Annotated in this window: 25 protein-coding genes and 3 tRNA genes; 15 read left to right on the top strand and 13 right to left on the bottom strand. The window is 55.7% G+C overall.

Annotation, left to right across the window (positions count from 1 at the left end; all coding sequences use genetic code 11):
- The first annotated feature begins 4 nt into the window (after positions 1–4).
- A complete protein-coding gene (locus tag IV89_RS06710) occupies positions 5–703 on the top strand; it encodes a DUF1223 domain-containing protein (protein ID WP_037944578.1) in 699 nt (232 codons plus the stop codon).
- A gap of 28 nt (positions 704–731) precedes the next feature.
- Here IV89_RS06710 and IV89_RS06705 read toward each other — a convergent pair whose 3' ends face one another.
- The 3 genes from IV89_RS06705 to purB all read right to left on the bottom strand — a co-directional run bounded on the left by IV89_RS06705 (position 732) and on the right by purB (position 3769).
- Positions 732–1634: a lysophospholipid acyltransferase family protein gene (locus IV89_RS06705; protein WP_037945065.1), complete on the bottom strand. Its 903-nt coding sequence runs from the start codon at positions 1632–1634 to the stop codon at positions 732–734.
- Positions 1635–1760: 126 nt separating this feature from the next.
- On the bottom strand, positions 1761–2285 hold the full coding sequence (locus IV89_RS06700; RefSeq protein ID WP_037944579.1) for a tetratricopeptide repeat protein: 525 nt from the start codon (positions 2283–2285) through the stop codon (positions 1761–1763).
- A gap of 179 nt (positions 2286–2464) precedes the next feature.
- Positions 2465–3769: an adenylosuccinate lyase gene (gene purB, locus IV89_RS06695; protein ID WP_005854277.1), complete on the bottom strand. Its 1305-nt coding sequence runs from the start codon at positions 3767–3769 to the stop codon at positions 2465–2467.
- Positions 3770–4023: 254 nt separating this feature from the next.
- On the opposite strand from purB, the gene IV89_RS06690 reads away from it, so the two are divergent.
- Positions 4024–5172 (top strand): aminotransferase class I/II-fold pyridoxal phosphate-dependent enzyme, encoded by a 1149-nt coding sequence (locus tag IV89_RS06690; RefSeq protein WP_037944580.1) that lies wholly within the window; start codon positions 4024–4026, stop codon positions 5170–5172.
- 68 nt (positions 5173–5240) lie between these two features.
- Here the strand turns inward: IV89_RS06690 and IV89_RS06685 are convergent.
- Positions 5241–5326, bottom strand: a tRNA-Leu gene (locus IV89_RS06685).
- A 174-nt stretch (positions 5327–5500) separates the two neighbouring features.
- Here IV89_RS06685 and IV89_RS06680 point away from each other — a divergent pair.
- The 4 genes from IV89_RS06680 (at position 5501) to IV89_RS06665 (ending at position 9170) form a co-directional block, all read left to right on the top strand.
- Positions 5501–6172 (top strand): DsbA family oxidoreductase, encoded by a 672-nt coding sequence (locus IV89_RS06680; RefSeq protein WP_037944581.1) that lies wholly within the window; start codon positions 5501–5503, stop codon positions 6170–6172.
- A 36-nt stretch (positions 6173–6208) separates the two neighbouring features.
- Positions 6209–6886 carry a lipoyl(octanoyl) transferase LipB gene (lipB, locus tag IV89_RS06675; protein ID WP_037944582.1) on the top strand — a complete coding sequence of 226 codons (678 nt, stop codon included), beginning with the start codon at positions 6209–6211 and terminating at the stop codon, positions 6884–6886.
- A 298-nt stretch (positions 6887–7184) separates the two neighbouring features.
- Positions 7185–8858 carry a cytochrome c oxidase subunit I gene (ctaD, locus tag IV89_RS06670; protein WP_005854284.1) on the top strand — a complete coding sequence of 558 codons (1674 nt, stop codon included), beginning with the start codon at positions 7185–7187 and terminating at the stop codon, positions 8856–8858.
- A gap of 237 nt (positions 8859–9095) precedes the next feature.
- Positions 9096–9170: transfer RNA gene (locus IV89_RS06665), tRNA-Gly, on the top strand.
- Between the two features lie 681 nt (positions 9171–9851).
- Here IV89_RS06665 and IV89_RS06660 read toward each other — a convergent pair.
- Complete coding sequence (locus IV89_RS06660) at positions 9852–10577, bottom strand: hypothetical protein (RefSeq protein ID WP_037944583.1); 726 nt, start codon at positions 10575–10577, stop codon at positions 9852–9854.
- 252 nt (positions 10578–10829) lie between these two features.
- Here IV89_RS06660 and IV89_RS06655 point away from each other — a divergent pair, with 252 nt between their 5' ends.
- Positions 10830–11774 (top strand): response regulator, encoded by a 945-nt coding sequence (locus IV89_RS06655; protein ID WP_081858797.1) that lies wholly within the window; start codon positions 10830–10832, stop codon positions 11772–11774.
- Between the two features lie 2 nt (positions 11775–11776).
- Here the strand turns inward: IV89_RS06655 and IV89_RS06650 are convergent, their stop codons facing one another.
- Positions 11777–12007, bottom strand: a complete 231-nt coding sequence (locus IV89_RS06650; protein WP_235183796.1) for a hypothetical protein — start codon at positions 12005–12007, stop codon at positions 11777–11779.
- A 101-nt stretch (positions 12008–12108) separates the two neighbouring features.
- Complete coding sequence (locus tag IV89_RS06645) at positions 12109–12348, bottom strand: Lrp/AsnC ligand binding domain-containing protein (RefSeq protein WP_005854294.1); 240 nt, start codon at positions 12346–12348, stop codon at positions 12109–12111.
- A 150-nt stretch (positions 12349–12498) separates the two neighbouring features.
- Between IV89_RS06645 and hisB the strand changes: the two genes are divergently transcribed.
- Both hisB and hisH read left to right on the top strand, forming a co-directional pair.
- Positions 12499–13086: an imidazoleglycerol-phosphate dehydratase HisB gene (gene hisB / locus IV89_RS06640; RefSeq protein WP_037944584.1), complete on the top strand. Its 588-nt coding sequence runs from the start codon at positions 12499–12501 to the stop codon at positions 13084–13086.
- A gap of 2 nt (positions 13087–13088) precedes the next feature.
- Entirely contained in the window at positions 13089–13727 is a 639-nt protein-coding gene (gene hisH, locus IV89_RS06635; protein ID WP_037944585.1) for an imidazole glycerol phosphate synthase subunit HisH, read from the top strand.
- A gap of 15 nt (positions 13728–13742) precedes the next feature.
- On the opposite strand, the gene IV89_RS06630 is transcribed toward hisH, so the two are convergent.
- Positions 13743–14135 (bottom strand): DUF2147 domain-containing protein, encoded by a 393-nt coding sequence (locus IV89_RS06630; RefSeq protein WP_005854300.1) that lies wholly within the window; start codon positions 14133–14135, stop codon positions 13743–13745.
- A gap of 130 nt (positions 14136–14265) precedes the next feature.
- On the bottom strand, positions 14266–14655 hold the full coding sequence (locus IV89_RS06625; RefSeq protein ID WP_005854302.1) for a DUF2147 domain-containing protein: 390 nt from the start codon (positions 14653–14655) through the stop codon (positions 14266–14268).
- Between the two features lie 143 nt (positions 14656–14798).
- Here IV89_RS06625 and hisA point away from each other — a divergent pair, with 143 nt between their 5' ends.
- The 3 genes from hisA (at position 14799) to IV89_RS06610 (ending at position 16669) form a co-directional block, all read left to right on the top strand.
- On the top strand, positions 14799–15515 hold the full coding sequence (gene hisA / locus IV89_RS06620; RefSeq protein WP_037944586.1) for a 1-(5-phosphoribosyl)-5-[(5-phosphoribosylamino)methylideneamino]imidazole-4-carboxamide isomerase: 717 nt from the start codon (positions 14799–14801) through the stop codon (positions 15513–15515).
- 90 nt (positions 15516–15605) lie between these two features.
- Positions 15606–16367, top strand: a complete 762-nt coding sequence (gene hisF, locus IV89_RS06615; protein WP_005854304.1) for an imidazole glycerol phosphate synthase subunit HisF — start codon at positions 15606–15608, stop codon at positions 16365–16367.
- Positions 16364–16669 (top strand): phosphoribosyl-ATP diphosphatase, encoded by a 306-nt coding sequence (locus tag IV89_RS06610; protein WP_037944588.1) that lies wholly within the window; start codon positions 16364–16366, stop codon positions 16667–16669. Before hisF ends, IV89_RS06610 begins: the two co-directional genes overlap by 4 nt.
- A 50-nt stretch (positions 16670–16719) precedes the next feature.
- Here the strand turns inward: IV89_RS06610 and IV89_RS06605 are convergent, their stop codons facing one another.
- From IV89_RS06605 to rlmB, 3 genes are all read right to left on the bottom strand, one after another.
- Entirely contained in the window at positions 16720–17187 is a 468-nt protein-coding gene (locus tag IV89_RS06605; protein ID WP_037944589.1) for a CoA-binding protein, read from the bottom strand.
- 230 nt (positions 17188–17417) lie between these two features.
- On the bottom strand, positions 17418–17735 hold the full coding sequence (locus IV89_RS06600) for a hypothetical protein (protein WP_037944590.1): 318 nt from the start codon (positions 17733–17735) through the stop codon (positions 17418–17420).
- Between the two features lie 10 nt (positions 17736–17745).
- Positions 17746–18522 (bottom strand): 23S rRNA (guanosine(2251)-2'-O)-methyltransferase RlmB, encoded by a 777-nt coding sequence (rlmB, locus tag IV89_RS06595; RefSeq protein WP_037944591.1) that lies wholly within the window; start codon positions 18520–18522, stop codon positions 17746–17748.
- Between the two features lie 127 nt (positions 18523–18649).
- Here rlmB and IV89_RS06590 point away from each other — a divergent pair.
- The 3 genes from IV89_RS06590 to IV89_RS06580 all read left to right on the top strand — a co-directional run bounded on the left by IV89_RS06590 (position 18650) and on the right by IV89_RS06580 (position 21274).
- A tRNA-Tyr gene (locus IV89_RS06590) sits at positions 18650–18733 on the top strand.
- A 121-nt stretch (positions 18734–18854) separates the two neighbouring features.
- Positions 18855–19859, top strand: a complete 1005-nt coding sequence (locus tag IV89_RS06585) for a hypothetical protein (RefSeq protein WP_037944592.1) — start codon at positions 18855–18857, stop codon at positions 19857–19859.
- A 122-nt stretch (positions 19860–19981) separates the two neighbouring features.
- Positions 19982–21274: an O-acetylhomoserine aminocarboxypropyltransferase/cysteine synthase family protein gene (locus tag IV89_RS06580; RefSeq protein ID WP_037944593.1), complete on the top strand. Its 1293-nt coding sequence runs from the start codon at positions 19982–19984 to the stop codon at positions 21272–21274.
- A gap of 93 nt (positions 21275–21367) precedes the next feature.
- On the opposite strand, the gene IV89_RS06575 is transcribed toward IV89_RS06580, so the two are convergent.
- The gene (locus IV89_RS06575; RefSeq protein ID WP_235183797.1) at positions 21368–22066 is read right to left on the bottom strand and encodes an SIMPL domain-containing protein; all 699 of its coding nucleotides are present in this window, start codon (positions 22064–22066) and stop codon (positions 21368–21370) included.
- Between the last annotated feature and the right edge of the window lie 63 nt (positions 22067–22129).

The following is a 22129-nucleotide window of genomic DNA, read 5'->3' as shown; positions in this document are numbered from 1 at the left end:
TGCGATGCCCCGCCTGTTTACGTCCCTGATCGCCGCTGGCCTGCTGTCCATAGCGCCCGCCTTTGCTCAGGATCGCCCCGTTGTCGTCGAACTCTATACCTCGCAAGGGTGCTCTTCCTGCCCTCCTGCTGACGAGATGTTTGCCGAGCTGTCCAAAAGGGACGACGTGATCGCGCTGGCGCTGCATGTGGATTATTGGGACTATATCGGCTGGCAAGACCCCTTTGGTGCGCCTGAGCACGCCGAACGCCAGCGCGCCTACGCGCTGACCGGTGGGCGGACGTCGATTTACACGCCCGAGATGATCGTCAACGGCCAGTCCGATGTGGTCGGTGCCAAACCCATGAAGCTGATGGAGGCGATCAACAAGCACAAAGAAGACGCCCCACAGGTCGACCTATCTATCGCACGCGACGGGGAAACCCTGCGCATCAACGCGCATACGGTATCGGGTGCCGCCGGACCGTTTGACGTGCACATGTTGCGCTATCACCCGATGGCGGTCACGCAGGTCAAACGCGGCGAAAACGCGGGCCACACGTTCGAGAATTATAACATCGTCGAAGGCTGGCAGACGGTTGATCAGTGGGACGGGCAAGCGCCGCTATCACTCTCTGCCGCCATCACCGGCGATATGCCGGTGGTTGTGCTGGTGCAGCGCAGCAACGCGGGGCCGATCGTGGCAGCGGCGCGGATCAAGTAGTCACTCAAAACACCTAGATGTTTAGGCATTAATTGTCGTGGATGCGCCAGCGACGATGGACCCAGAACCATTGCTCGGGATCCGCTTTGACCCGTGCGGTAAGACTGTCATTCAAAGCCTGGGTCATCGTGACAGCATCGCTGTGTGGCACAGGTGCCTCCAGCACCGTGTCGAATGACACCCCATCAGCCTGTCGAATGCCGTAGAACGGGATCAACAGCGCATCATAGCGCAGTGCCAGCTCGGCGGCAGAAAGCGCTGTATTGGCAGGTTGCCCCAAGAAATCGAGCGCCGGCGCGCCAAAGACGTGTTGATCAAACAGCAGTACCAGCTGCCCGCCCTCTTTTAGATGCCGTACGAAACCCGCCGTGCCGCGTCGGCCTTGCGGGAAGACAGGGCCGCCGAAAGCCTCCATCGTTTGGACATAGTGCGCGTTGAAATAGGGGTTCTTCATGTTGCGGTAGAGCCCGCCAATGTCATACCCCCGCGCCACAAGACAGGCACGCATCGCTTCGTAGTTGCCATAGTGGCCCGTCACCAGAATGACCGGTTTGCCTTGTTCTGCCGCTTTTTCCAGCGCCGCGACGCCTGCGCCGGTCGGCGTATTCTTTGCCATACGCTTGGGGAAGTCGCGCGCCGAATAGTTTTCGATAAAGCTGCGCCCCACGTTATTAAGGCACCTTGAAGCAATTTCTGCGCGCCGTTCTTGCGGCATCTGCGGCCAAATCATCGCAAGATTTTCAAGCGCCCGCGCCCGATATCCCGCTACCGGCCCGATCACATGTTGAACAACCCAGCCGACGAAGGCTATGCGCGTTTTATAGGGCAGCACCAAGGCCAGTCGAATAAGGCCGACGATAAAGGCATTGGTCAGGTAGTGCCCTGCACGTCGGCTAAATCGAACGTTCTTGGGATATTTGGGACTGGCCATGCGCATCTGCCTGCAAGGAAAAGCGCCCTTAAGGGGCGGGGCCTGCCGTTCATACCGCGCAGGGCCCCGCGCAACAAGCGTGTTTCACCCAGGCGGCAATGCGCCACCGGATGCAACAGCGGCTGGTTAATAGCTAAACGTTTGACCGGTTGCGATCGCTGTCCGCAAGGAGGTTTCGGCCCATGTCCCTGCCCCGCCATGCGCACGAATGGCACGAAGTTCGGCCAAAGCTTCGGGGATATCGCCCTGTTCTACCAAAGCTTGCCCGCGATAGGACCGCGCGAGAACATTCGCAGGGTTGGCTGCCAGCGCACGCGCATAGAACGCCATTCCGCCAGCTTGGTCGCCCATTTTGCGCGTCGTGAACCCCATGTAGGTCAAGCGACGATCGTCGTGCTCAGGCATAGCGGCAAGTACGATCTGCGCATCCGAATATTCCCCTGCATAGGCCAGTTCACGAACAGTTTGATAAAGGTCATCCGGTGTTAACCGGCTATCCTTTGCATCGATACAGGTCTTTGACTTCTTGTCATACACCTGCCCGTCTTCGCATTTCACAACGGGCTTGGGTGGGGACGTATCATTGGAACCAGCGGCAAAGGCCGCGAAAGGCATCGCCAATGACAGGATGGACGCAAACACAACACGCATACTCAAACACTCCTGAACTAAATACACGGCTGATGTTAGACGATCGACGCCATAGGTAAAGCACTAGGTTCAAACCTACCGTCTCGATGTAGCGCGAGATAGGGCCGGAATACGCAGCTTTTGAATCAAAAAGGCTGCACCGCCGTCAAGCGATGCAGCCCTGAATGCCTGCGCGTGTATCAGTCCTTGAAGACGCGCTTAAAGATCGTATCAACATGTTTGGTGTGGTAGCCCAGATCGAATTTTTCTTCGATCTCTTCTGCACTTAGTGCGGCCAGAACCTCTTCGTCAGCCAGCAGCTCGGTCTTGAAATCCTTGCCGTCTTCCCAGACCTTCATTGCGTTGCGCTGAACCAGCTTGTAGCTATCTTCGCGGCTCACGCCGGCCTGCGTGAGCGCGAGCAAAACACGTTGCGACATCACAAGACCGCTAAACTTGTTCATATTTGCGAGCATGTTGTCAGGATAAATCAGCATATTGTCGATGACGCCGGTCAAACGGTGCAGCGCGAAGTCAAGGGTGATGGTGGTGTCGGGGCCGATCGCACGCTCAACGCTGGAGTGGGAGATATCGCGTTCATGCCACATGGTGACATTTTCCATCGCTGGAATCACAGCCATGCGAATTGTACGGGCCAGCCCGGTCAGGTTCTCGGTCAGCACAGGGTTTTTCTTGTGCGGCATCGCCGAAGACCCCTTCTGACCCGCCGAGAAAAACTCCGCCCCTTCCAAGACTTCGGTCCTTTGCATATGCCGCACTTCGGTCGCAACGTTCTCGATAGAGCTGGCGATCACACCAAGTGCTGCGAAGAATGCCGCGTGACGGTCACGGGGGATGATCTGCGTGCTCACGGGTTCGGGCGACAGGCCCAGCTTTTCGCAGACATGTTCCTCGACCCGCGGATCGATATTCGCAAATGTCCCCACAGCGCCGGAAATCGCACCGGTAGCAATCTCGGAGCGTGCTGTTTTCAGCCGCGTCAGGTTGCGGTCCATCTCTGCATAAAAGCGCGCAAAGGTAAGGCCCATCGTTGTGGGTTCAGCGTGGATCCCGTGGCTGCGCCCGACGCGCACAGTATTTTTATGTTCCATGGCACGGCGTTTCAGCGCGGCCAGCAGCAAACCCATGTCTTCGATCAGAATATCAGCTGCGCGGGTTAATTGCACGTTAAAGCAGGTGTCCAATACGTCAGAAGAGGTCATCCCCTGATGCACAAAACGCGCCTCGTCGCTGCCCACATGTTCGGCCAAATGGGTCAAGAAAGCGATAACGTCATGTTTTGTAACGGCTTCAATCTCGTCAATCCGCGCGACATCGAACTCGACATCTTTGGCTTTCCAAACCGCTTCCGCATTTTCGCGCGGGATCACCCCAAGGTCGGCCATGGCGTCACAGGCATGCGCCTCGATCTCGTACCAGATGCGGAACTTGGTTTCGGGGGACCAGATCGCAACCATCTCGGGGCGGGAATAACGGGGAATCATGTGGTGATACCTTTGTTTTGGGGTGTTTTGATGTACGCGCGGGATAGACCGCGGGGGGGTAAAGAACAAGTCTGAACCCTTGCGCCACCAAGGCAGGGACGCTTGCTGCCTCGCCCATAGGCGCCTCCGGCGGGAGTTTTCAGAGCAAAATGAAGAAGGGGCGGGTTTGTCCCATTCTGGTCTGGCAGTTTACCTTCGGACAGGCAAAGGTGCCGCAAATTGAATATATTACGCTATTAAGGAATCGCTAAGAAATGTCTGATACGTCTCGCTTAAGCCCCGCTACGATTGCTGCCCAAGCAGCGGGAGCGGTTGATGCGCAAACCGGCGGGGTGGTCCCGGCGCTGCCTATGGCCACGACCTATCTGCGGGATGAAGCATACCAACCGCTGCGTGCAGACAACATTTATCTGCGCGATCAGAGCGATATTGTACGTGTTGCAGAAAAAGTGCTCTCTCAACTGGAGGGGGCGAAAGAATCGCTGCTGTTCCCGTCAGGCATGGCAGCGCTTGCCGCCGTCTTCCGTACCGTCCCAAATGGCGGGCGCGTGCTGGTGCAAAGCCAGATTTACTGGGGCACCACCAAGTGGATCCGGGATTTCTGCACCCGGCGTGACATTGAACTGCGAGAGGTCGAAGCCTCTGACAAGGCGGCGTTTGTCGCCGCCTGCGAGAGCTTTGGACCAACCTTGGCGCTCATCGAAACGCCATCAAACCCGTGGCTTCGCGTGGTCGATATCCAGGCTGCGGCTGATGCGGTGCATAGCGCGGGTGGGCTGCTTGTGGTGGATAGCACGGCCGCGACGCCGATTCTGCAACAGCCGCTTAAACACGGTGCCGACATTGTAATGCATTCTGCCACAAAGGGCATTAATGGCCATTCGGACGTATTGGCGGGCGTTCTGGCGACCAATGACGTCACGGGCCGCGTGTGGGAAGATATCAAAGCGGACCGGCATGATGCAGGCGCGGTTATCGGCCCGTTTGAAGCATGGTTGCTGGTCCGCGGGATGCGCACCCTGCCCCTGCGCGCTAGGCAAATGTCACGCAACGCCATGGAATTAGCAGAATTCTTGCAAAATCACCCGCAAATCGAAGAGGTTCTCTATCCGGGTCTTGCGTCACATACGGGCCACGAATTGGCGACGCGGCAAATGTCGGAAGGATTTGGGTCGCTTTTGTCTTGCATTGTAAAGGGTGGTGGCGCAGCGGCGCTGGAGGCTGTCGGTAAGCTGGAAGTTTTCCATCGCGCAACGTCTTTGGGCGGGGTCGAAAGCCTTGTCGAACACCGCCACACGATCGAACCCCACACCGGGATTCCCGAAGGGTTGCTGCGTTTATCGGTGGGGATTGAAGATATCGAAGATCTAAAACGCGACTTAAGCCAAGCGCTTGATGCATAAAGATACTTCGGGGCGCTCGCGCCCCGGGACCCCATGTCTTTCGAAGATGATTTGAATGATACAACCAGTGGTGCGGTCGGAGAGACTCGAACTCTCACGGGTGTTACCCCACAGCGACCTCAACGCTGCGCGTCTACCATTCCGCCACGACCGCACGCCATGGTTGGTGAGGGTCGTTTAGACAAACTCTTTCACAAAGTGAAGAGCAAAATTGCGCCAGATTAAGTCCTTGTTCAGATTCGTGTGATTTATCATTCAATCGGGCGGGGTGGCTTGAAAAACAGTGCGAAGACGTAAACTTAAAGGAGGATATGAATCGAGGAACAATATGACCCAAGCGCCCATAGATCCCCCTGCCCTGCAGATCGACATCGTTTCTGACGTGATGTGCCCTTGGTGTATTGTCGGGTACCGCCAGCTAGAGCAGGCGTTAGCCGCCTTGAACATCGGCGCGTTCATCCGCTGGCACCCTTTCGAGCTTAACCCCCAAATGGGCCCCGAAGGTCAGAACCTGACCGAACATATTGCCGAAAAATATGGTGCATCGCCTGAGCAATCGGCGCAAAACCGTGCGCATCTTGTGCAGCTTGGCACTGAACTTGGAATCGACTTCAATTTCAACGCCGATAGCCGCATCGTCAACAGCTTTGCTGCACACCAATTGCTGGACTGGGCTCAAGATCAGAACCTGCAGCACCCACTTAAGCTTGCGTTGTTTGAAGCACATTTTACGAAGGGATTGGATGTTTCAGACCATAGTGTCCTCGTTGATGTCGCTGCAGATGTCGGATTGGATCGCAGTTCTGCGCAGGACGTTCTCGACAGCGGCAGCCATGTAGAACGCGTTCGCGAACGCCAGTCGGTTTGGACATCGCAGGGGATTTCTGGCGTGCCTTCAATGATCTTCGCGGGCAAATACCTTGTGACTGGTGCGCAGGGTGTCGATAATTATGTGCAAATTATCCAAAAAGTAATTCAAGAGGTAAGCGCCGCGGAATGACTGTTTCGTTTACCTCGGCTCAATGGTGCGCACAGAATGGTTGAATGGATCACCTCCAAGGGCCTTGTCGATTACCGGGAAGCCGAAGCATGGATGGAGGAACGCGCGTCCTTTATCGCCGCGGGGAATGCCGATGAATGCGTCTGGCTTGTAGAGCATGCTCCGCTATATTCTGCCGGCACCTCAGCAAAGTCGGAAGATTTGACCGACCCCAAGCGGTTTCCGGTATATGAAACGCGCCGCGGCGGACAGTACACATACCATGGGCCGGGGCAGCGGGTTGTTTATGTGATGCTGGACGTCGGTAAACGCGGCCGGGATGTCAGACGTTTTGTTCAAGACCTTGAACATTGGGTGATCGCGACACTTGCAAGCTTTACCATCAAAGGCGAGATCAAGGAGGGGCGCGTCGGCGTCTGGGTGGAACGTCCCGAGAAACCGCTCGCGGCGCAGGGTGGCATTCGCGAAGATAAAATCGCGGCGATCGGTATCCGACTTAGAAAATGGGTCAGCTTTCACGGAATCAGCATAAATGTTGATCCAAATCTTGAGCATTTTTCCGGGATCGTCCCCTGTGGGATCCAAGAACATGGCGTTACGTCTTTAGTTGACCTTGGCCTGCCAGTTGTGATGGAAGACGTTGATATCGCCCTGAAAGCGCAGTTCGACACGGTTTTCCCTCCGCTGTCTGAATACGCGCCCAAAGACGGATAATGTTCCTCGCCGCTCAAACGTTTCACTGCGCTCGTGCTATTTCCGCCGCGGCTTTACGGTTTCTTCATCGCTAGAGGCGTATGTCATCCAGCATGATGAGCACTTCTGACACCTCCTCCCCCCGTCACGACAAGGCTGTGCGCCTCCGACACAGTTTGATAAATGATCTGTCTTTTTTCGTGCCCTGCGTCAAAGGCGGCCATTGCCCATATTGGCAAGCCGCACTAGAACGAACCTTAATTCAATGCGCGCCCCCTGTCGGGGCGTGAGTTGACAACCCAATCTCAGGAGGCACCGCATGGCAGACGCAGCCATTCACGGGCAAGACCATCACGACGAGCGCGGATTTTTCACGCGCTGGTTCATGTCCACAAACCACAAAGACATCGGGCTATTGTACCTGATTGTTTCGGCCCTCGTTGGCTTTATCTCTGTATGTTTCACCATATATATGCGCTTGGAGCTTATGCACCCAGGCGTGCAATATATGTGTATGGAAGGCGCGCGGTTTATCGCTGATAGCGCAGCGACCTGTACGCCAAACGGCCACCTTTGGAATGTTCTGATCACCGCGCACGGCATCTTGATGATGTTCTTCGTGGTTATCCCCGCTTTGTTCGGTGGTTTCGGCAACTATCTGATGCCATTGCAAATTGGCGCGCCTGACATGGCGTTCCCGCGGATGAACAACCTCTCTTTCTGGCTGTATGTCGGCGGCACAACGCTTGCAGTCTGCTCCGTGCTGACACCCGGCGGCAGCGGCCAGCTTGGGTCAGGTGTGGGCTGGGTTCTCTATCCTCCGCTCTCTGTTCGTGAAGGCGGCATGTCGATGGATTTCGCAATTTTCGCTGTGCACGTATCCGGCGCATCGTCGATCCTGGGTGCAATCAACATGATCACAACATTCCTCAACATGCGCGCCCCTGGCATGACGTTGTTCAAAGTGCCGCTGTTCAGCTGGTCCATCTTTGTTACAAGCTGGTTGATCCTTCTGTCCCTGCCAGTTTTGGCCGGTGCCATCACCATGCTTTTGATGGATCGCAACTTCGGATTCGCATTCTTTGACCCAGCAGGCGGTGGTGATCCGGTTCTGTATCAGCACATTCTGTGGTTTTTTGGTCACCCCGAAGTGTATATCATTATTCTTCCAGGCTTCGGCATCATCAGCCACGTCATCGCGACCTTCAGCCGCAAGCCTATCTTCGGATATCTTCCGATGGTTTGGGCGATCATCGCGATTGGCGCATTGGGCTTCGTCGTTTGGGCGCACCACATGTACACCGTTGGTATGTCTCTGAACCAACAAGCTTACTTCATGTTGGCCACCATGGTTATCGCGGTGCCGACGGGCGTTAAGGTATTCAGCTGGATTGCGACCATGTGGGGTGGTTCGGTTGAATTCAAAACACCTATGCTGTGGGCCTTCGGCTTCCTGTTTCTTTTCACCGTTGGCGGTGTGACAGGTATCGTTCTCTCGCAGGCAGCTGTGGACCGCTACTACCACGACACATACTATGTGGTTGCGCACTTCCACTATGTGATGAGCCTTGGTGCCGTCTTCGCGATCTTCGCCGGTATTTATTTCTACCTGCCGAAGTTCACGGGCCGCATGTATCCTGAATGGGCTGGCAAGCTGCACTTCTGGGCGATGTTCATTGGCGCGAACCTGACGTTCTTCCCACAGCACTTCCTAGGCCGTCAGGGCATGCCGCGTCGCTATATCGATTACCCTGATGCGTTTGCATATTGGAACCTGTGGTCGTCGATCGGCGCGTTCCTCAGCTTTGCGTCCTTTATCTTCTTCTTCGGTGTTATGTTCTACACGTTGACACGTGGGGCCCGCAGCCCAGCTGCGAACCCTTGGAACGAATATGCGGACACTCTGGAATGGACGCTGGCAAGCCCCCCACCAGAGCATACGTTCGAAATTCTTCCCAAGCAGGAAGAATGGGACAAACAGCCTAGCCACTAAGCTAGCACAACATTGAAATGAGAGGCTCCAACGGCGGTTGGGGCCTTTTTTCGTTCTACCCGGGCTCTCGGTACAGTTTCATAAAGACGAATGTTTATCGGCGGTTAGCCAAAATCTTACCGCGTCCCCCAGTAAAATAAGGGCTTTCCAAAATTGTCTGAAATTAATTTCGAAAAATGTTATTTTTCCTCTTGCGGCTCACCGCTGCTATGGGTATTCCACGCCCTACCAGAGGATGCGGGCGTAGCTCAGGGGTAGAGCATAACCTTGCCAAGGTTAGGGTCGGGCGTTCGAATCGCCTCGCCCGCTCCAACTGGTTCTCTGCTTACCCAGCAGGACAGCAAGGCCACCTTCGGGTGGCCTTTTGCTGTTCCAGGCCCCTAAAACAATGAAGCTGTCCACAGGCCTGCAAAGGGCCAGCACACTTACCAGTTCGGATAACAGTCCGTTCATTGGTGCCCAGTCTAGAACTCTGATCAGGGTTGAAGCATGCACGGCTACGGCGCAAAATATACTGTCGCCACAATGATACGCCCTAGCGGCACGTGACAAAGCTTTCACCGCTGAATGGCCTCACTCTGCGGCCTACAAGGGTTCCCTAGGCCTCTCTCTGAGGGCGACAGCACAACAGTCCCGATACCCCCTCCCCCGTTGTTGCAAGAGCACCTGAGGCGTCTCAGGCCAGTACCAACGAAGCTGGGGCACGTGGATATTCGCGAGGCTCTACGCGCTCTGCCTGTCCTTGTGGATCATCGCTGATGAGTTGGATCAAACGCCCCAGCCGCGTGCGTCAGAGCCACACACAGAGCATGTTTCAATATGGCACCCAACGAGTTTCTGCCGACGCCTAACGTCAGTCAAATACCGTTGTGATCAAAAGAAAAAAAGCGGGCGCTGAAAGCACCCGCCTGCGTCGGCTTATACCTGTTCGAATGATGGCACTACGAACACGACCGCCATACAGCAAACGCCGATGGCACAATTATTTTCTGGTTAAAGAAGAGATATCGTCGATCGTGCTGATAGTGTTTCACGCTCCATCTGCTCGATGGCGCGAATGTGCCACTCCAAACCGGTTTGACCCTGATCGGCCGCTTCGGCCAAGTTGTTCTGCGCCAGCTTCGCCTGGTCGGCCGACAGAACCAACGCCTCGGCGACCTCTGCGCGGCTGGTGCGTATATCGGCAAGCTGCGCGTCATAAGCATCCTCCGAAATCGCCCCTGAGGCCTTGAGCTGATTCAACGTCGCCACATCTTCTTGCTGCTGTGCGAGCATCTGGGGAAGATGTGTCGTGATATCATCCAGCTGGTCATTGGATTTGCGGATACTGCGCACAAGGTCATTCGCGGAAACCAGCTCCATCCGTTGGGCGACTTCTCGTTTGCCAGCGAGATTCCCGCTCACCGCACCAACAACGCCACCGGCCGCAGCGGCTCGCAGGCAGCCCGAGGCATCGGATGCGGCAAGCACCGAGATACCGCAGCCCACCGCGGCACCAACCGCGGCATGCTTGATTGTGGAGTTGCGGACAATATCGCGCATCAACGCGTCAAGCGCGGCGGTTTGCTCCACCATACCGGCGTCATTCTCACGGTTTTCCTTGAAGCTTAGCTTGCCGGACGAAGGGCCGAATTGCGCAGCGCGATCGGCAGTGGGCGCAGCACATCCTGAAACAAGAACGGCAGCGGCGAGGGAAATCGTTAGAACAGTGGTTTTCATTACATGGATCCGTTGAGCTAGGCGTATTCGCGACGAATAGACGAAAATTATGCCGATTTTACGGCATCAGCGCCATGAAGTTTTCCGACGTTAACGTTTATCTATTCACCTTCGTGCCACAAATGCCCATAGTTCCCGCACAGGGTGAATTTTTTAAAAAGTCATATTGTTGCCGGTTTTGTTCACTATCGTTTAGGGAGTTCGACATAGGTTGCCTCGGAACCCCGAAGCAAATCTTGGAAGGAGACCACATTGAAAATTCTAGCAGTCGACGATGATCCATTCATTCTAGAACTCCTTCCCGCGATGTTTGAACAGGCAGACCTGAACGATCTGCACACTGCCCCTTCGGGTCCGGCTGCTCTCGACATGATCAAAGCTCAGAAGGTGCCATTCGATTGCATGCTGCTGGACGTCGATATGCCGGAGATGGACGGGATCGAGCTTTGCCGAAGAATTCGCACTGTCCACGGGTATGAGGACAAACCGATATTGATGCTGACGGCGAAGACAGATTCGATCTCTATCGAGAAAGCGTTTGCCGCCGGTGCGAACGACTACATCGCCAAGCCATTTAACCTGAAGGACATCTACAACCGCATTCGCGTGGCCGAACGTCTTTTGGTGTCATCCAAGACCATCAAACGCATCGACGCGAGCGACCTGTCCAAAGAAGGCACACAGGTAGCTGAAGATATCACACTGGCCGACAAGGTCTTTTTGGCGAATGTCGGCAGGCTGATCCTGTCATTCTCCCTTGGGAACTACATTACGCAGCTCGATCGGAGCGAACTGGACAACTATCAGGTTTTCGGCGTGTCGATTGATGATGCGGAACGTATTTTCGAGGAAACGTCACAACAGGGTTTTCTTCACCTCCTTACCAGCGTGGCAGAAACCCTGACCGACCTCATCACTTGCCCCCATCTGCTGATGTCCTACGAAGGCAACGGTGCCTTCCTGTGTATCACGCGCGACCCGAACCTGCCCGAATGGGACCGGATGGAGGCTGGCCTACAGGCCAAGCTGGATGCGCTGAACTTGCTAAGCGATGATCTGAAGCAAGAGAGCATCAGCCTGTCAGTCGGCACGCCCATTGCGCCGAATGCGAACCGGACGCAACGGGTGAAAAAGACCTTCGAACGGGCGCTATCGCGGGCTGAAATGCGCTATGCGAGCAAATGCGCCGCCGCCTGATCCTAGTTGATCGGGAATTGCACCAGACACTGCGCCGCATGTTTGCGGTAATCCTCTAGCGTCTGATCGATCGAGCGGCGGTCGCGCATTTTGCCCATGGCCGATTTCTTTTGCGCCCGTGTGCCGCTCACATGGCGTTCTAGGATCAGGACCGTTACGCCCAGCATGATGGTCTTCTCATCCTCACCGATCATGTCCGCACGCGCCAAGGTCACCGCCGTATAGGCGATCATATTGGCGCAGCGCAGCGCCGCGGCCTCTTCCCCTTCATAGGTAAGCGCATGCGCTGGCCCCCAAAGAACAGATCCGCAAAGAAGCGCAGAAAGCAGGAGCCTCAAAACGCTTTGAACGTCATCGTTGTCAGTGAACGTTCAATCCCTTCGATGTCCAGAAGGTTATCGTTGATGTAAACGCCAATATCTTTTCCCGAAGGAATATAAAGCTTCATCAAAAGATCGTAATCACCAGAGGTTGAATACAGCTCGGAGTGTATTTCCCGCAGCGCGACCTCTTCGGCAACGCGATACGTACTGCCGGGCCGGCACCGGATCTGGATAAAAACGCAGGTAGACATGGACAGGCCTTAGGCTGGTTACAACACGTCCAAGCTGACATAAGGGGGCAACAGCCGCAATCGCTGATTGGGACCGATCGGCATCGAAACGCTTTGTCTTGGCGCGACGGCCTGCCCTGCTATAAGAGCCCGAAAGACGGAGATATTCATATGCGCCAGACCACCATCAATCGTTCGACCGCAGAGACCGAGATCAGCGTCGAAATCAACCTCGACGGGACAGGGTCCTACGCCAACCACACGGGCATCGGGTTCTTCGATCACATGCTGGATCAATTGGCGCGTCATTCGCTGATCGATATGAAAATCAGCGCAAACGGCGACCTTCACATTGATGATCACCACACCGTCGAGGACGTGGGGATCACGCTGGGCCAAGCGCTAAGCACCGCATTGGGCGACAAACGCGGCATTCGCCGATACGGCGCGTGCCTGCTCCCAATGGACGATGCCTTGGTGCGTACCGCGCTTGATCTTTCGGCGCGGCCTTTCTTGATCTGGAATGTGAACCTACCGACTGCAAAAATCGGGAATTTCGACAGCGAATTGGTACGGGAGTTTTTCCAGGCGCTCAGCACGCATGGCGGGATCACCTTGCACATTGATATGCTGCATGGCCTGAACAGCCACCACATCGCCGAGGCCGTCTTTAAATCTGTCGCCCGCGCCCTGCGCGAAGCGGTAGAAACCGACCCTCGGAAATCTTCTGATATCCCCTCGACCAAGGGTGCGCTGTAACGATGTTAACTGCGATTATCGATTACGAGTCGGGCAACCTTCATTCGGCGCATAAGGCGTTCGAACGGATGGCGCGTGAGTGTAATGCTGGCGATGTAGTGGTCACCGCTGACGCCGATGTCGTGGCGCGCGCCGACCGCCTTGTCCTGCCCGGCGACGGCGCATTCCCCTCCTGCATGGCCGCGCTGAAAGGCCAAAGCGGCATCTATGCCGCCATGGTTGAATCCGCCGTCGACAAGGGCCGCCCCTTCCTCGGGATCTGTGTGGGCATGCAGTTGATGGCATCCATGGGGCGCGAGTATGAAGACACAGCAGGCCTAGGCTGGATCAGTGGCGACGTGACCAAGATCACGCCACGCGACCCATCCCTAAAAGTACCGCATATGGGATGGAACGACCTTGTCATAGACCACCCTCACCCCGTTTTCGACGGAATCGAAACCGGGGATCACACGTATTTTGTCCATAGTTTCCATATGGATGTACAGAACGAGTCCGAGAGGTTGGCGCATGTCGATTATGCTGGTGACGTCACTGCTGTTATCGGCCGTGACACCATGATCGGCATGCAATTCCACCCGGAAAAAAGCCAGACAACCGGCCTTCGTATGATTGCGAACTTTCTGAACTGGCGCCCCTGAACCGGGCACCGCCTTCTACCGAAGGCGGGTCCAGATCATTTCGTCGCAAGCATTTCCTGTGCAGGTCTGTAACCGCATCGCATTGCCGTCGACCAACATCTTCGCCTTATGTTTTTTTGAGGCAGAAGGCTCCAGCAACGTGCCGACATAGCTTCCGTCTGGTTGCGGCTTCATATCCCAGAAGACCCGTTTGCCAACCGCTGTAGAGCGTTTGTCATATCCACGCCGATCCTTGGCACGTTCGACGGTGCCGCATAACGCAGGCCCGCAGGGCTTCGCCCGTACGTGAACAACCAATCCGTTAACATCCGGCGCAGATTTCCAGACACCTTCAACTACATCAGCAAATACAGTGGTCGAAGAAGCTGCAAAAATAGCAGCATAGAAAATATATTTTGTTAAAAACATCGTATCACTCCCCCAAGCGACACATGCCTTACAGCTTTTTAGCAACGCACCAAAAAACCAAGGCGCGGGCATAGTCTACACCCGCGTCCCGATTCGCGCAAATCCCACTCATTTGGGATGGAAATGAAGCTTACTGGACCCGCTGCCAGTCCTGCTTTGAACACAGCAACCCGCCCGCGACACAGCCCGACAGTTTCAGGCTGTTACCGGCGACGGTCATCTTGCCGATGTAGATTTTGTTGTTTGAAGGTCGCCAAACCTTACCTGCATATTTGCCGCTCCCGTCAGGTTTCATGTCGATGACCAACTGCTTTCCGATATTTTCGGACTTATATTCGCCCGACGCGTTGAACGTCCGCTGAATCGTACCGCAGATCGCCCCACCACAGGGCGTCATTTTGACATGCGCATAAGCCCCGTCATCCGGTTGCGTTTTCCAAACGCCAACCGCCGGGTCGGCAGCCATGGCTGTTCCTGCAAAACCAATGCCAACGATGGCCGCAATAATCGTTCTTTTCATGATATATCCTCCCGATATGCTCTCAGATTGAAGCGAATACGACGATTCAGGCAAGCTTGACGTAGGGGACACCTCTGCCGCGTTGCAAAAACCCGCCCGCCGTGGCAATTGAAACCAACTCCCCCAATGCCAAGGGCAACACTATGATCCTCTACCCCGCTATTGACCTTAAAGACGGCCAAGCCGTTCGTCTTGTGCACGGCGACATGGAAAAATCCACTGTTTTCAACGATGACCCCGCGGCGCAGGCCCGTGAGTTTGTGGATACGGGCTGCACTTGGCTTCACTTGGTGGACTTGAACGGTGCCTTCGCAGGGACGCCGGTCAACGCCGCCCCGGTGGAAGCGATTTTGAAGTCTTGCAACGTCCCCGCCCAGTTAGGAGGCGGCATTCGCGATATGGCGACGATCGAAGCTTGGCTGGACAAGGGTCTCGCACGCGTCATTCTGGGCACTGTCGCGGTAGAAAATCCCGCTTTGGTGCGTGAAGCAGCGCGTGCTTTTCCAGGCAAGGTCGCGGTCGGCATTGACGCCAGAAATGGTCGCGTGGCAACCAAGGGATGGGCTGAGGAAACCGACGTAATGGTTACAGATCTCGCTAAATCTTTCGAAGATGCAGGTGTCGCGGCGCTGATCTACACCGATATCATGCGAGACGGGGCCATGGGCGGTCCAAACATTGACGCCACCGCCGCTTTGGCGCGTGCCGTGAATATTCCTGTCATCGCCTCCGGGGGCGTCAGCTCCCTTGCCGACCTTGAGGCGCTGAAAAAAACTGGCGTGATATCCGGTGCCATTTCCGGCCGGGCGCTTTATGATGGCGCGATCGACCTGAGCGAAGCTTTGAAGGCCCTCGCCTGAGTTTCCAAATGGTTTCAAATCCTCGGGTGGTTTGGAGGGCAGACAGCCCTCCAACGGGTTTTTCCGCTGCCCCGTCGCGAGAAAGAAGACATGCTTAAGACCCGTATTATTCCCTGCCTCGATGTCGCCGATGGTCGCGTTGTCAAAGGCGTTAATTTTGTTGGCTTGCGCGATGCCGGTGACCCGGTTGACGCAGCGATCGCATATGACGCTGCAGGGGCGGACGAGCTTTGTTTTCTTGATATCCACGCCACACACGAAAACCGTGGTACCATGTTCGACCTGGTCACACGCACAGCCGAACACTGCTATATCCCGCTTACTGTAGGTGGCGGTGTACGCACCGTTGCAGATGTTCGCGCCCTGCTTTTGGCTGGTGCCGACAAGGTCAGCTTTAACTCTGCCGCGGTGGCTAATCCGGACATTATTGCGCAGGCAGCAGACCAATTCGGCAGCCAGTGCATCGTCTGTGCCATCGATGCGAAAACCGTCGCCCCCGGAAGGTGGGAGATTTTCACCCACGGTGGCCGCAAACCCACGGGCATAGATGCCGTCGAATTCGCAAAGACGGTCACAGAGAAAGGCGCAGGAGAGATTCTGCTTACCTCCATGGATCGTGACGGTACCAAGCAAGGGTTTAACATTCCGCTAACGCGCGCGATTTCCGACGCGGTTTCTGTGCCTGTCATCGCCTCTGGCGGTGTCGGAACGCTGGATCATCTTGTCGATGGCGTCGTTCAGGGCGGCGCTTCAGCGGTGCTCGCAGCATCGATCTTTCACTTCGGCGAATTTACGGTCGCTCAGGCGAAACAACACATGGCTGATGCCGGTATCCCAATGAGGCTCTCATGACGCTCGACGATCTATTTGAAACAATCCAATCAAGAAAAACTGCTGATCCATCAAGCAGTTGGACGGCGCAGCTTTTGGCAAAAGGTCCCGAGAAATGCGCCGAAAAATTCGGTGAAGAAGCGGTCGAAGCGATCATCGAGGCCGTGAAGGACGATAAAGCTGGCCTGACGTCGGAAGCCGCAGATGTGCTGTACCACCTGCTTGTCATGCTCGCGTCCCGCGACGTTGCGCTGTCAGATGTACTGGATGAACTGAGCCGCCGACAGGCGCAAAGCGGCCTCGCTGAAAAAGCCGCCCGCTAACACGGGGCACGTTTACCACAGTATATTTTGTGACGCGTAGCAAACTGGGGTCAAAGCTTGCTAGAGATTATTCCCGTTGCAAAGCCTCCCATGCGCAATTCGCCGAAAAGGCGCTGATATTCAATCTTCGGGCATCTGTTTTGAATAACGGTCACGCCCTTTGCTTCCGCTTTTGCGGCAGCTTCAGAATGCTGCACCCCGATTTGCATCCAGATCGTCGCCAGATCAGGAAACACCTGTAATGCCTCGTCAACGATTTCTGGCACAGTCTCTGACCGTCTAAAAATATCGACCATGTCAACGCCACCCTCGATGTCTGACAGCTGCGAAACCACCGTTACCCCCAATAGTGTCTTCCCCGCATGCGCCGGATTTACCGGAACAATATCGTAGCCCTTGGTCTTCAAATATCGCGTGACATAATAGCTTGGCCGAACCGGGTTCAACGAAGCCCCCACGACCGCGATACGCTTCGTCTGCGTCAGAATATTTTTCAATTGGGTATCGGTGTAAGTCATGCCTCTTACTAAACCCCTAACGGTTCAAAAAAAGCGCCCTCGACGATAAACGTGAGGGCGCAAAGGTATGGAACGAGGGACAGTTAGGTGATCGGCGAGAGTTCCAAACTCGCCGTCATACACGATAGGTAGGAACGATTTGCTCCATTCAAAGTGCATGTGACAAATCCGTGAAGAAACGATGAATGCGCCAGCCATTTTCCGCCGAATCTCGCTTCTGACAGCGTAAACTAGTCAAATATATCGTCGATCACATCCGCGACCTCACTCGCGATCTTTGTGATCCAGGTTTTCTTTTTCTTCACTTTTCGATGCTTAGGCTTGCGAATAGCAGCTGCCGCTTGGGCATGTGGAAATTTCCGCAGCCCCGCCGCAGGCCTGCCGCTGGTATTGGGCTTTTCAGAATCGCGAGGGAGCGGAATTTGTTTCAGATCATGCAATGGTGCGCCGCATTGTGCGCAAGCCAGCTCGTGCCGCCCTGCCCCCAATGTCAGCGCTGCCTTGCTGCCGCAAAAACAGCATGTCGCGATTTTTGTCGGGTAATTCATGCAATTATGCTCAGCTGTGATCCCGCGACGCATATAGCGCGATTGCCGCTGCATTTGACACGTTTAGCGAACCGAACCCGCCCCCTGCGTCGATTCGGACCAGCGCATCGACGGTTTCTTTGGTTTTTTCACGCAGACCTGGCCCCTCGGCCCCCAGCACAAGCGCCACCGGACGGTCGCGCTTCCCCTCCAGTGCAGATTCGACGGTCATATCGGCTTCGCCGTCCAGACCAAGAACAAGATACCCCATCGATTGAAGCTCCTTGATCGCGTCGGCTAGGTTCCGGACACGCAAATACGGCTGCCGCTCCAGCGCGCCACTCGCTGTTTTCGCAAGCGCCCCGGTCTCGGGCGCAGCGTGATGACGCATGCCCACAACCGCCGATGCGCCTAATACCTCTGCGGACCGCAGAATTGCACCAACGTTATGCGGGTCTGTCACCCGATCCAGCAGCAACACGCGCGGTGCTTCAGCCCCGATGCAGACATCCTTGAGCGCCCCCCAGCTCAGCGGTTTGACCTCTAGTACGGCTCCTTGATGCACGGACCCGGGGTCCAGCGGCGGGCGAAATTTTCGCGGATCAACGACCTCTGGTTCAATGCCGGCCTTGGCAATCGCCTCTTCCAGCTTGATCTGAGCATTCGGCGTGACCATCAGCTTAATCTTTTCACGCGCGGGATTTTCCAGCGCGTCGCGCACCGCATGAAGGCCAAACAACCAAACTGTTTGGTTCGCATCTGCCTTCTTTTCCTGCTCTTTTTGCACAACCCACTTAGGTTTTTTCATCGCCGAACCTTCTATCTTTCATCGCAAGGTAAAATTCCCTGCATTTCGCGCCGGTTTTCGCCTTGACGCCTATACTGCCCGCTTGTAATCACGCCTTCACATCCGGTGCAATGCACAGGGTGAAAGTGGGCGACAGGCCGCAAGGTGTGGCAGGGGACTGTAACTCCCTCGCGGAGACGCACGCCTGGTTCGATTCCAGGGTCGCCCACCACTTTCCCCTTTTCGACTATCCTCAAGTATAGCGGCACAGCCGTTTGATACATTGTGTTCCGATGTGAATTTGTGACACATCTTATGCATTTAGAACGCATACGAAATGATAGGGGTGACCCGTGTCCCATGCTTCCCGGCCGGATCAGGCTTTCAACATCGCGATCGTCGGGCAACACGGGCGGCTGGCTTATGAGGCTCTGTTGTTTGCCGCATCACTGCGCCACCACAGCCCCCATTTTTCGGGCAACCTCTATGTGATGGAGCCGCAGCCCGGCCCGCTTTGGTCGGGAGATCCACGAATCAAGAACCCCGATGTTATCAGCGCGCTCCACAATCTTGGCGCAGAGGTGATCCCGTTTGACACAAAGTACTTCGGCGAGAGCTATCCATATGGAAATAAAATCGAAATGCTCAATGCGCTTCCAAAAGCTGAGCCCTTCGTTTTCTTCGATACGGACACGTTGATCACTGGCGACCTGATGTCGGTCCCCTTCGACTTTGACCGCCCGATGGCATCCATGCGGCGCACAAACACATGGCCTGTTCCCCAGCTGTACGGACCACAATACGCCGGTCTGTGGAAATCCCTTTACGACAAGTTTGACCTAGATTTTGACAGCAGCCTCGACCTGTCTCAGCCCGACGACTATTGGCAACGGTATCTGTATTTCAACGCAGGCTTCTTTTTCTATCGCTGCCCTCACGAATTTGGTGAAAAGTTTTTGCACTATGCCCTGGCGATCCGCGATGACGCGCCGGAAGAGCTGTGCGCGCAGTCTTTTGACCCTTGGCTTGACCAAGTCGCGTTGCCGCTGGTGATTCACGCGCTTGGTGGGGCGCGCGATACCTTGCCTGACGGGCTGATCGACGGGTCTGTTAGCTGCCACTATCGCCTGCTGCCCTTGCTTTACGCACGCGAACCGGACCACGTCGTTGAGACTTTAGAAACGATTGCAGCACCAAATAAACTGAAGAAAGTTTTCAAGGGTTCGGAGCCGATCAAGCGGATGGTCTATCAAGGCCGCGGTCGCAAGGCGCGGGCTCTCTTTGATCAGGACAACTTGCCGCGCAAAGAGCAGGCTATTCGGAATCGTTTGAAATCAAACGGCTACTGGATGCGGTAGCGTCGACCGCATTTCATCCGAGTCGGTAAACAACCTCCTAAGCGTTACAGAAGCGACCTACAGCTTGTGCGTTCACATCGGTTCACCTAACCATATTGAAGACAATTTTAGGGAGAACGACGATGACAGATAGCCCCAACTATGGTTTTGATACCCTGCAGATACACGCAGGGGCCAAACCTGATCCGGCGACCGGTGCGCGGCAGACGCCGATCTACCAGACCACGGCCTATGTGTTTCGCGATGCGGACCACGCGGCGGCGTTGTTCAACCTGCAAGAGGTGGGGTTCATCTATTCCCGCCTGACGAACCCGACCGTTGCTGTCTTGCAGGAACGCATCGCCACGCTTGAGGGGGGCGTTGGTGCCGTGTGTTGCTCTTCCGGGCACGCGGCACAGATTATGGCATTGTTCCCGCTGATGGGGCCGGGCAAAAACATTATCGCCTCCACCCGTCTATATGGGGGCACGGTGACGCAGTTCAGCCAAACGATCAAACGTTTCGGTTGGTCTTGCAAGTTTGTCGACTTTGACGACGTTGATGCCGTGAAAGCAGCGGTTGACGACGATACCCGTGCGATCTTTGGCGAAGCCATTGCCAATCCTGGCGGCTACATCATGGACGTACGTACCATTGCCGACGTGGCGGATGCGGCAGGCGTTCCGCTGATCATCGACAACACAACCGCGACACCCTACCTGTGCCGCCCGATCGAACTTGGCGCGACTCTGGTGGTACATTCGACGACGAAATACCTGACCGGCAACGGCACGGTAACAGGCGGCTGTATTGTGGATTCAGGCAAGTTCGATTGGTCCGCAAATGATAAATTCCCGTCGCTGAGCCAACCGGAACCTGCTTACCACGGTCTTAACTTTCACGAGACCTTTGGCGGCTTGGCCTTTACCTTCCACGGCATCGCCATCGGTTTGCGGGATCTTGGCATGACAATGAACCCGCAGGCCGCGCATTACACCCTGATGGGGACAGAGACACTTTCGCTGCGCATGGAACGCCACGTAGAAAACGCCCAGAAAATCGCGACTTGGCTCGAGAATGATGACCGTGTCGACTATGTCACCTATGCGGGGCTCGAATCCTCGCCCTATTTCGAGCGTGCGAAAAGCGTTTGCCCCAAAGGGGCCGGCGGGTTGTTCACCTTTGCGGTGAAGGGCGGATACGACGCCTGCGTCAAATTGGTAAATGCGTTGGAGATTTTCAGCCATGTCGCAAATCTTGGCGACACCCGGTCGCTGATCATCCACTCTGCCTCCACCACGCACCGACAGCTTAGCCCCGAGCAGCAAGAAGCCGCGGGCGCCGGCGCGAATGTTGTGCGCGTCTCCATCGGAACAGAGGATGCCGCCGACCTGATCGCCGATCTTGATCAAGCGCTGGCTAAAGCGACGGCTTAAGCTACGACCTATAAAAGACCCCCGCCAAAGCAACCCTTCGGCGGGGGTATGTTTACCCATTCAAACCTTCAAATGCCGCGAGGCAGCAGAGGGTTAGTCAGCCTCGGCGATTTCGAACTGCAGCGTGACTTGCGCGCTGATGTCGATCTCTCCGGTCTCTATGGGCATATCCATACTTTTCATCTGGGCACCCCGCATTTCCATCGGGCGGAAACCCTGGCTCGATTCGGACATGCTGGTGAGTTTACCAAGCTTAACGCCAGCGGCATCTGCAAGCTGCTGCGCACGCGCCATCGCATCCTCAACGGCCCTCTCTCGGGCCTTGGCCAGCGCCGCTGCATTATCCTGCAAGCCGAACTGCAAGCCGTTAAAATCATTCGCGCCCTCGGCCACGACCGCATCCAGCAATTGCCCAAGTTTGCTTAGATCGCGAACCGTCACACTAACAGTGTTGCCCGCCTCGTAGCCCGATACTTCCACCGGGGACGCATCTTCGCGGGGGCGGTTGTCATAGACGGGGCGCAGATAAAGTCCGCTGGTCTGACGGTCGAGGCCCGCGATCTTTAATGTGTCCAATTGGTCTAGAATGCCGCGCACTTTTTCCGAAGTCTGCGCCATTGCGTCCGAAGCAGAGGCCGCCCGCTCGCTCACGCCCAAGCGGATCGTCGCGGTATCAGGGGCAAGCGATACAATGCCCTCGCCATTCACGGTGATCCCCTGCGGCGTTTGTTGCGCCAACGCCCCTGACGCGAAACCGGCACAGACGATCGCGGCAATTTTCAACATTCGCATATTCATGACCTTTTTTTACTGTGATATTCCTTGGCAACATATGTGACCTCCCGCCTAAGTTGC

The sequence above is a fragment of the Sulfitobacter sp. CB2047 genome, assembly GCF_000735125.2.
Taxonomy (GTDB): Bacteria; Pseudomonadota; Alphaproteobacteria; order Rhodobacterales; family Rhodobacteraceae; genus Sulfitobacter; species Sulfitobacter pontiacus.
This window is presented reverse-complemented; position numbering and strand designations above follow the sequence as displayed.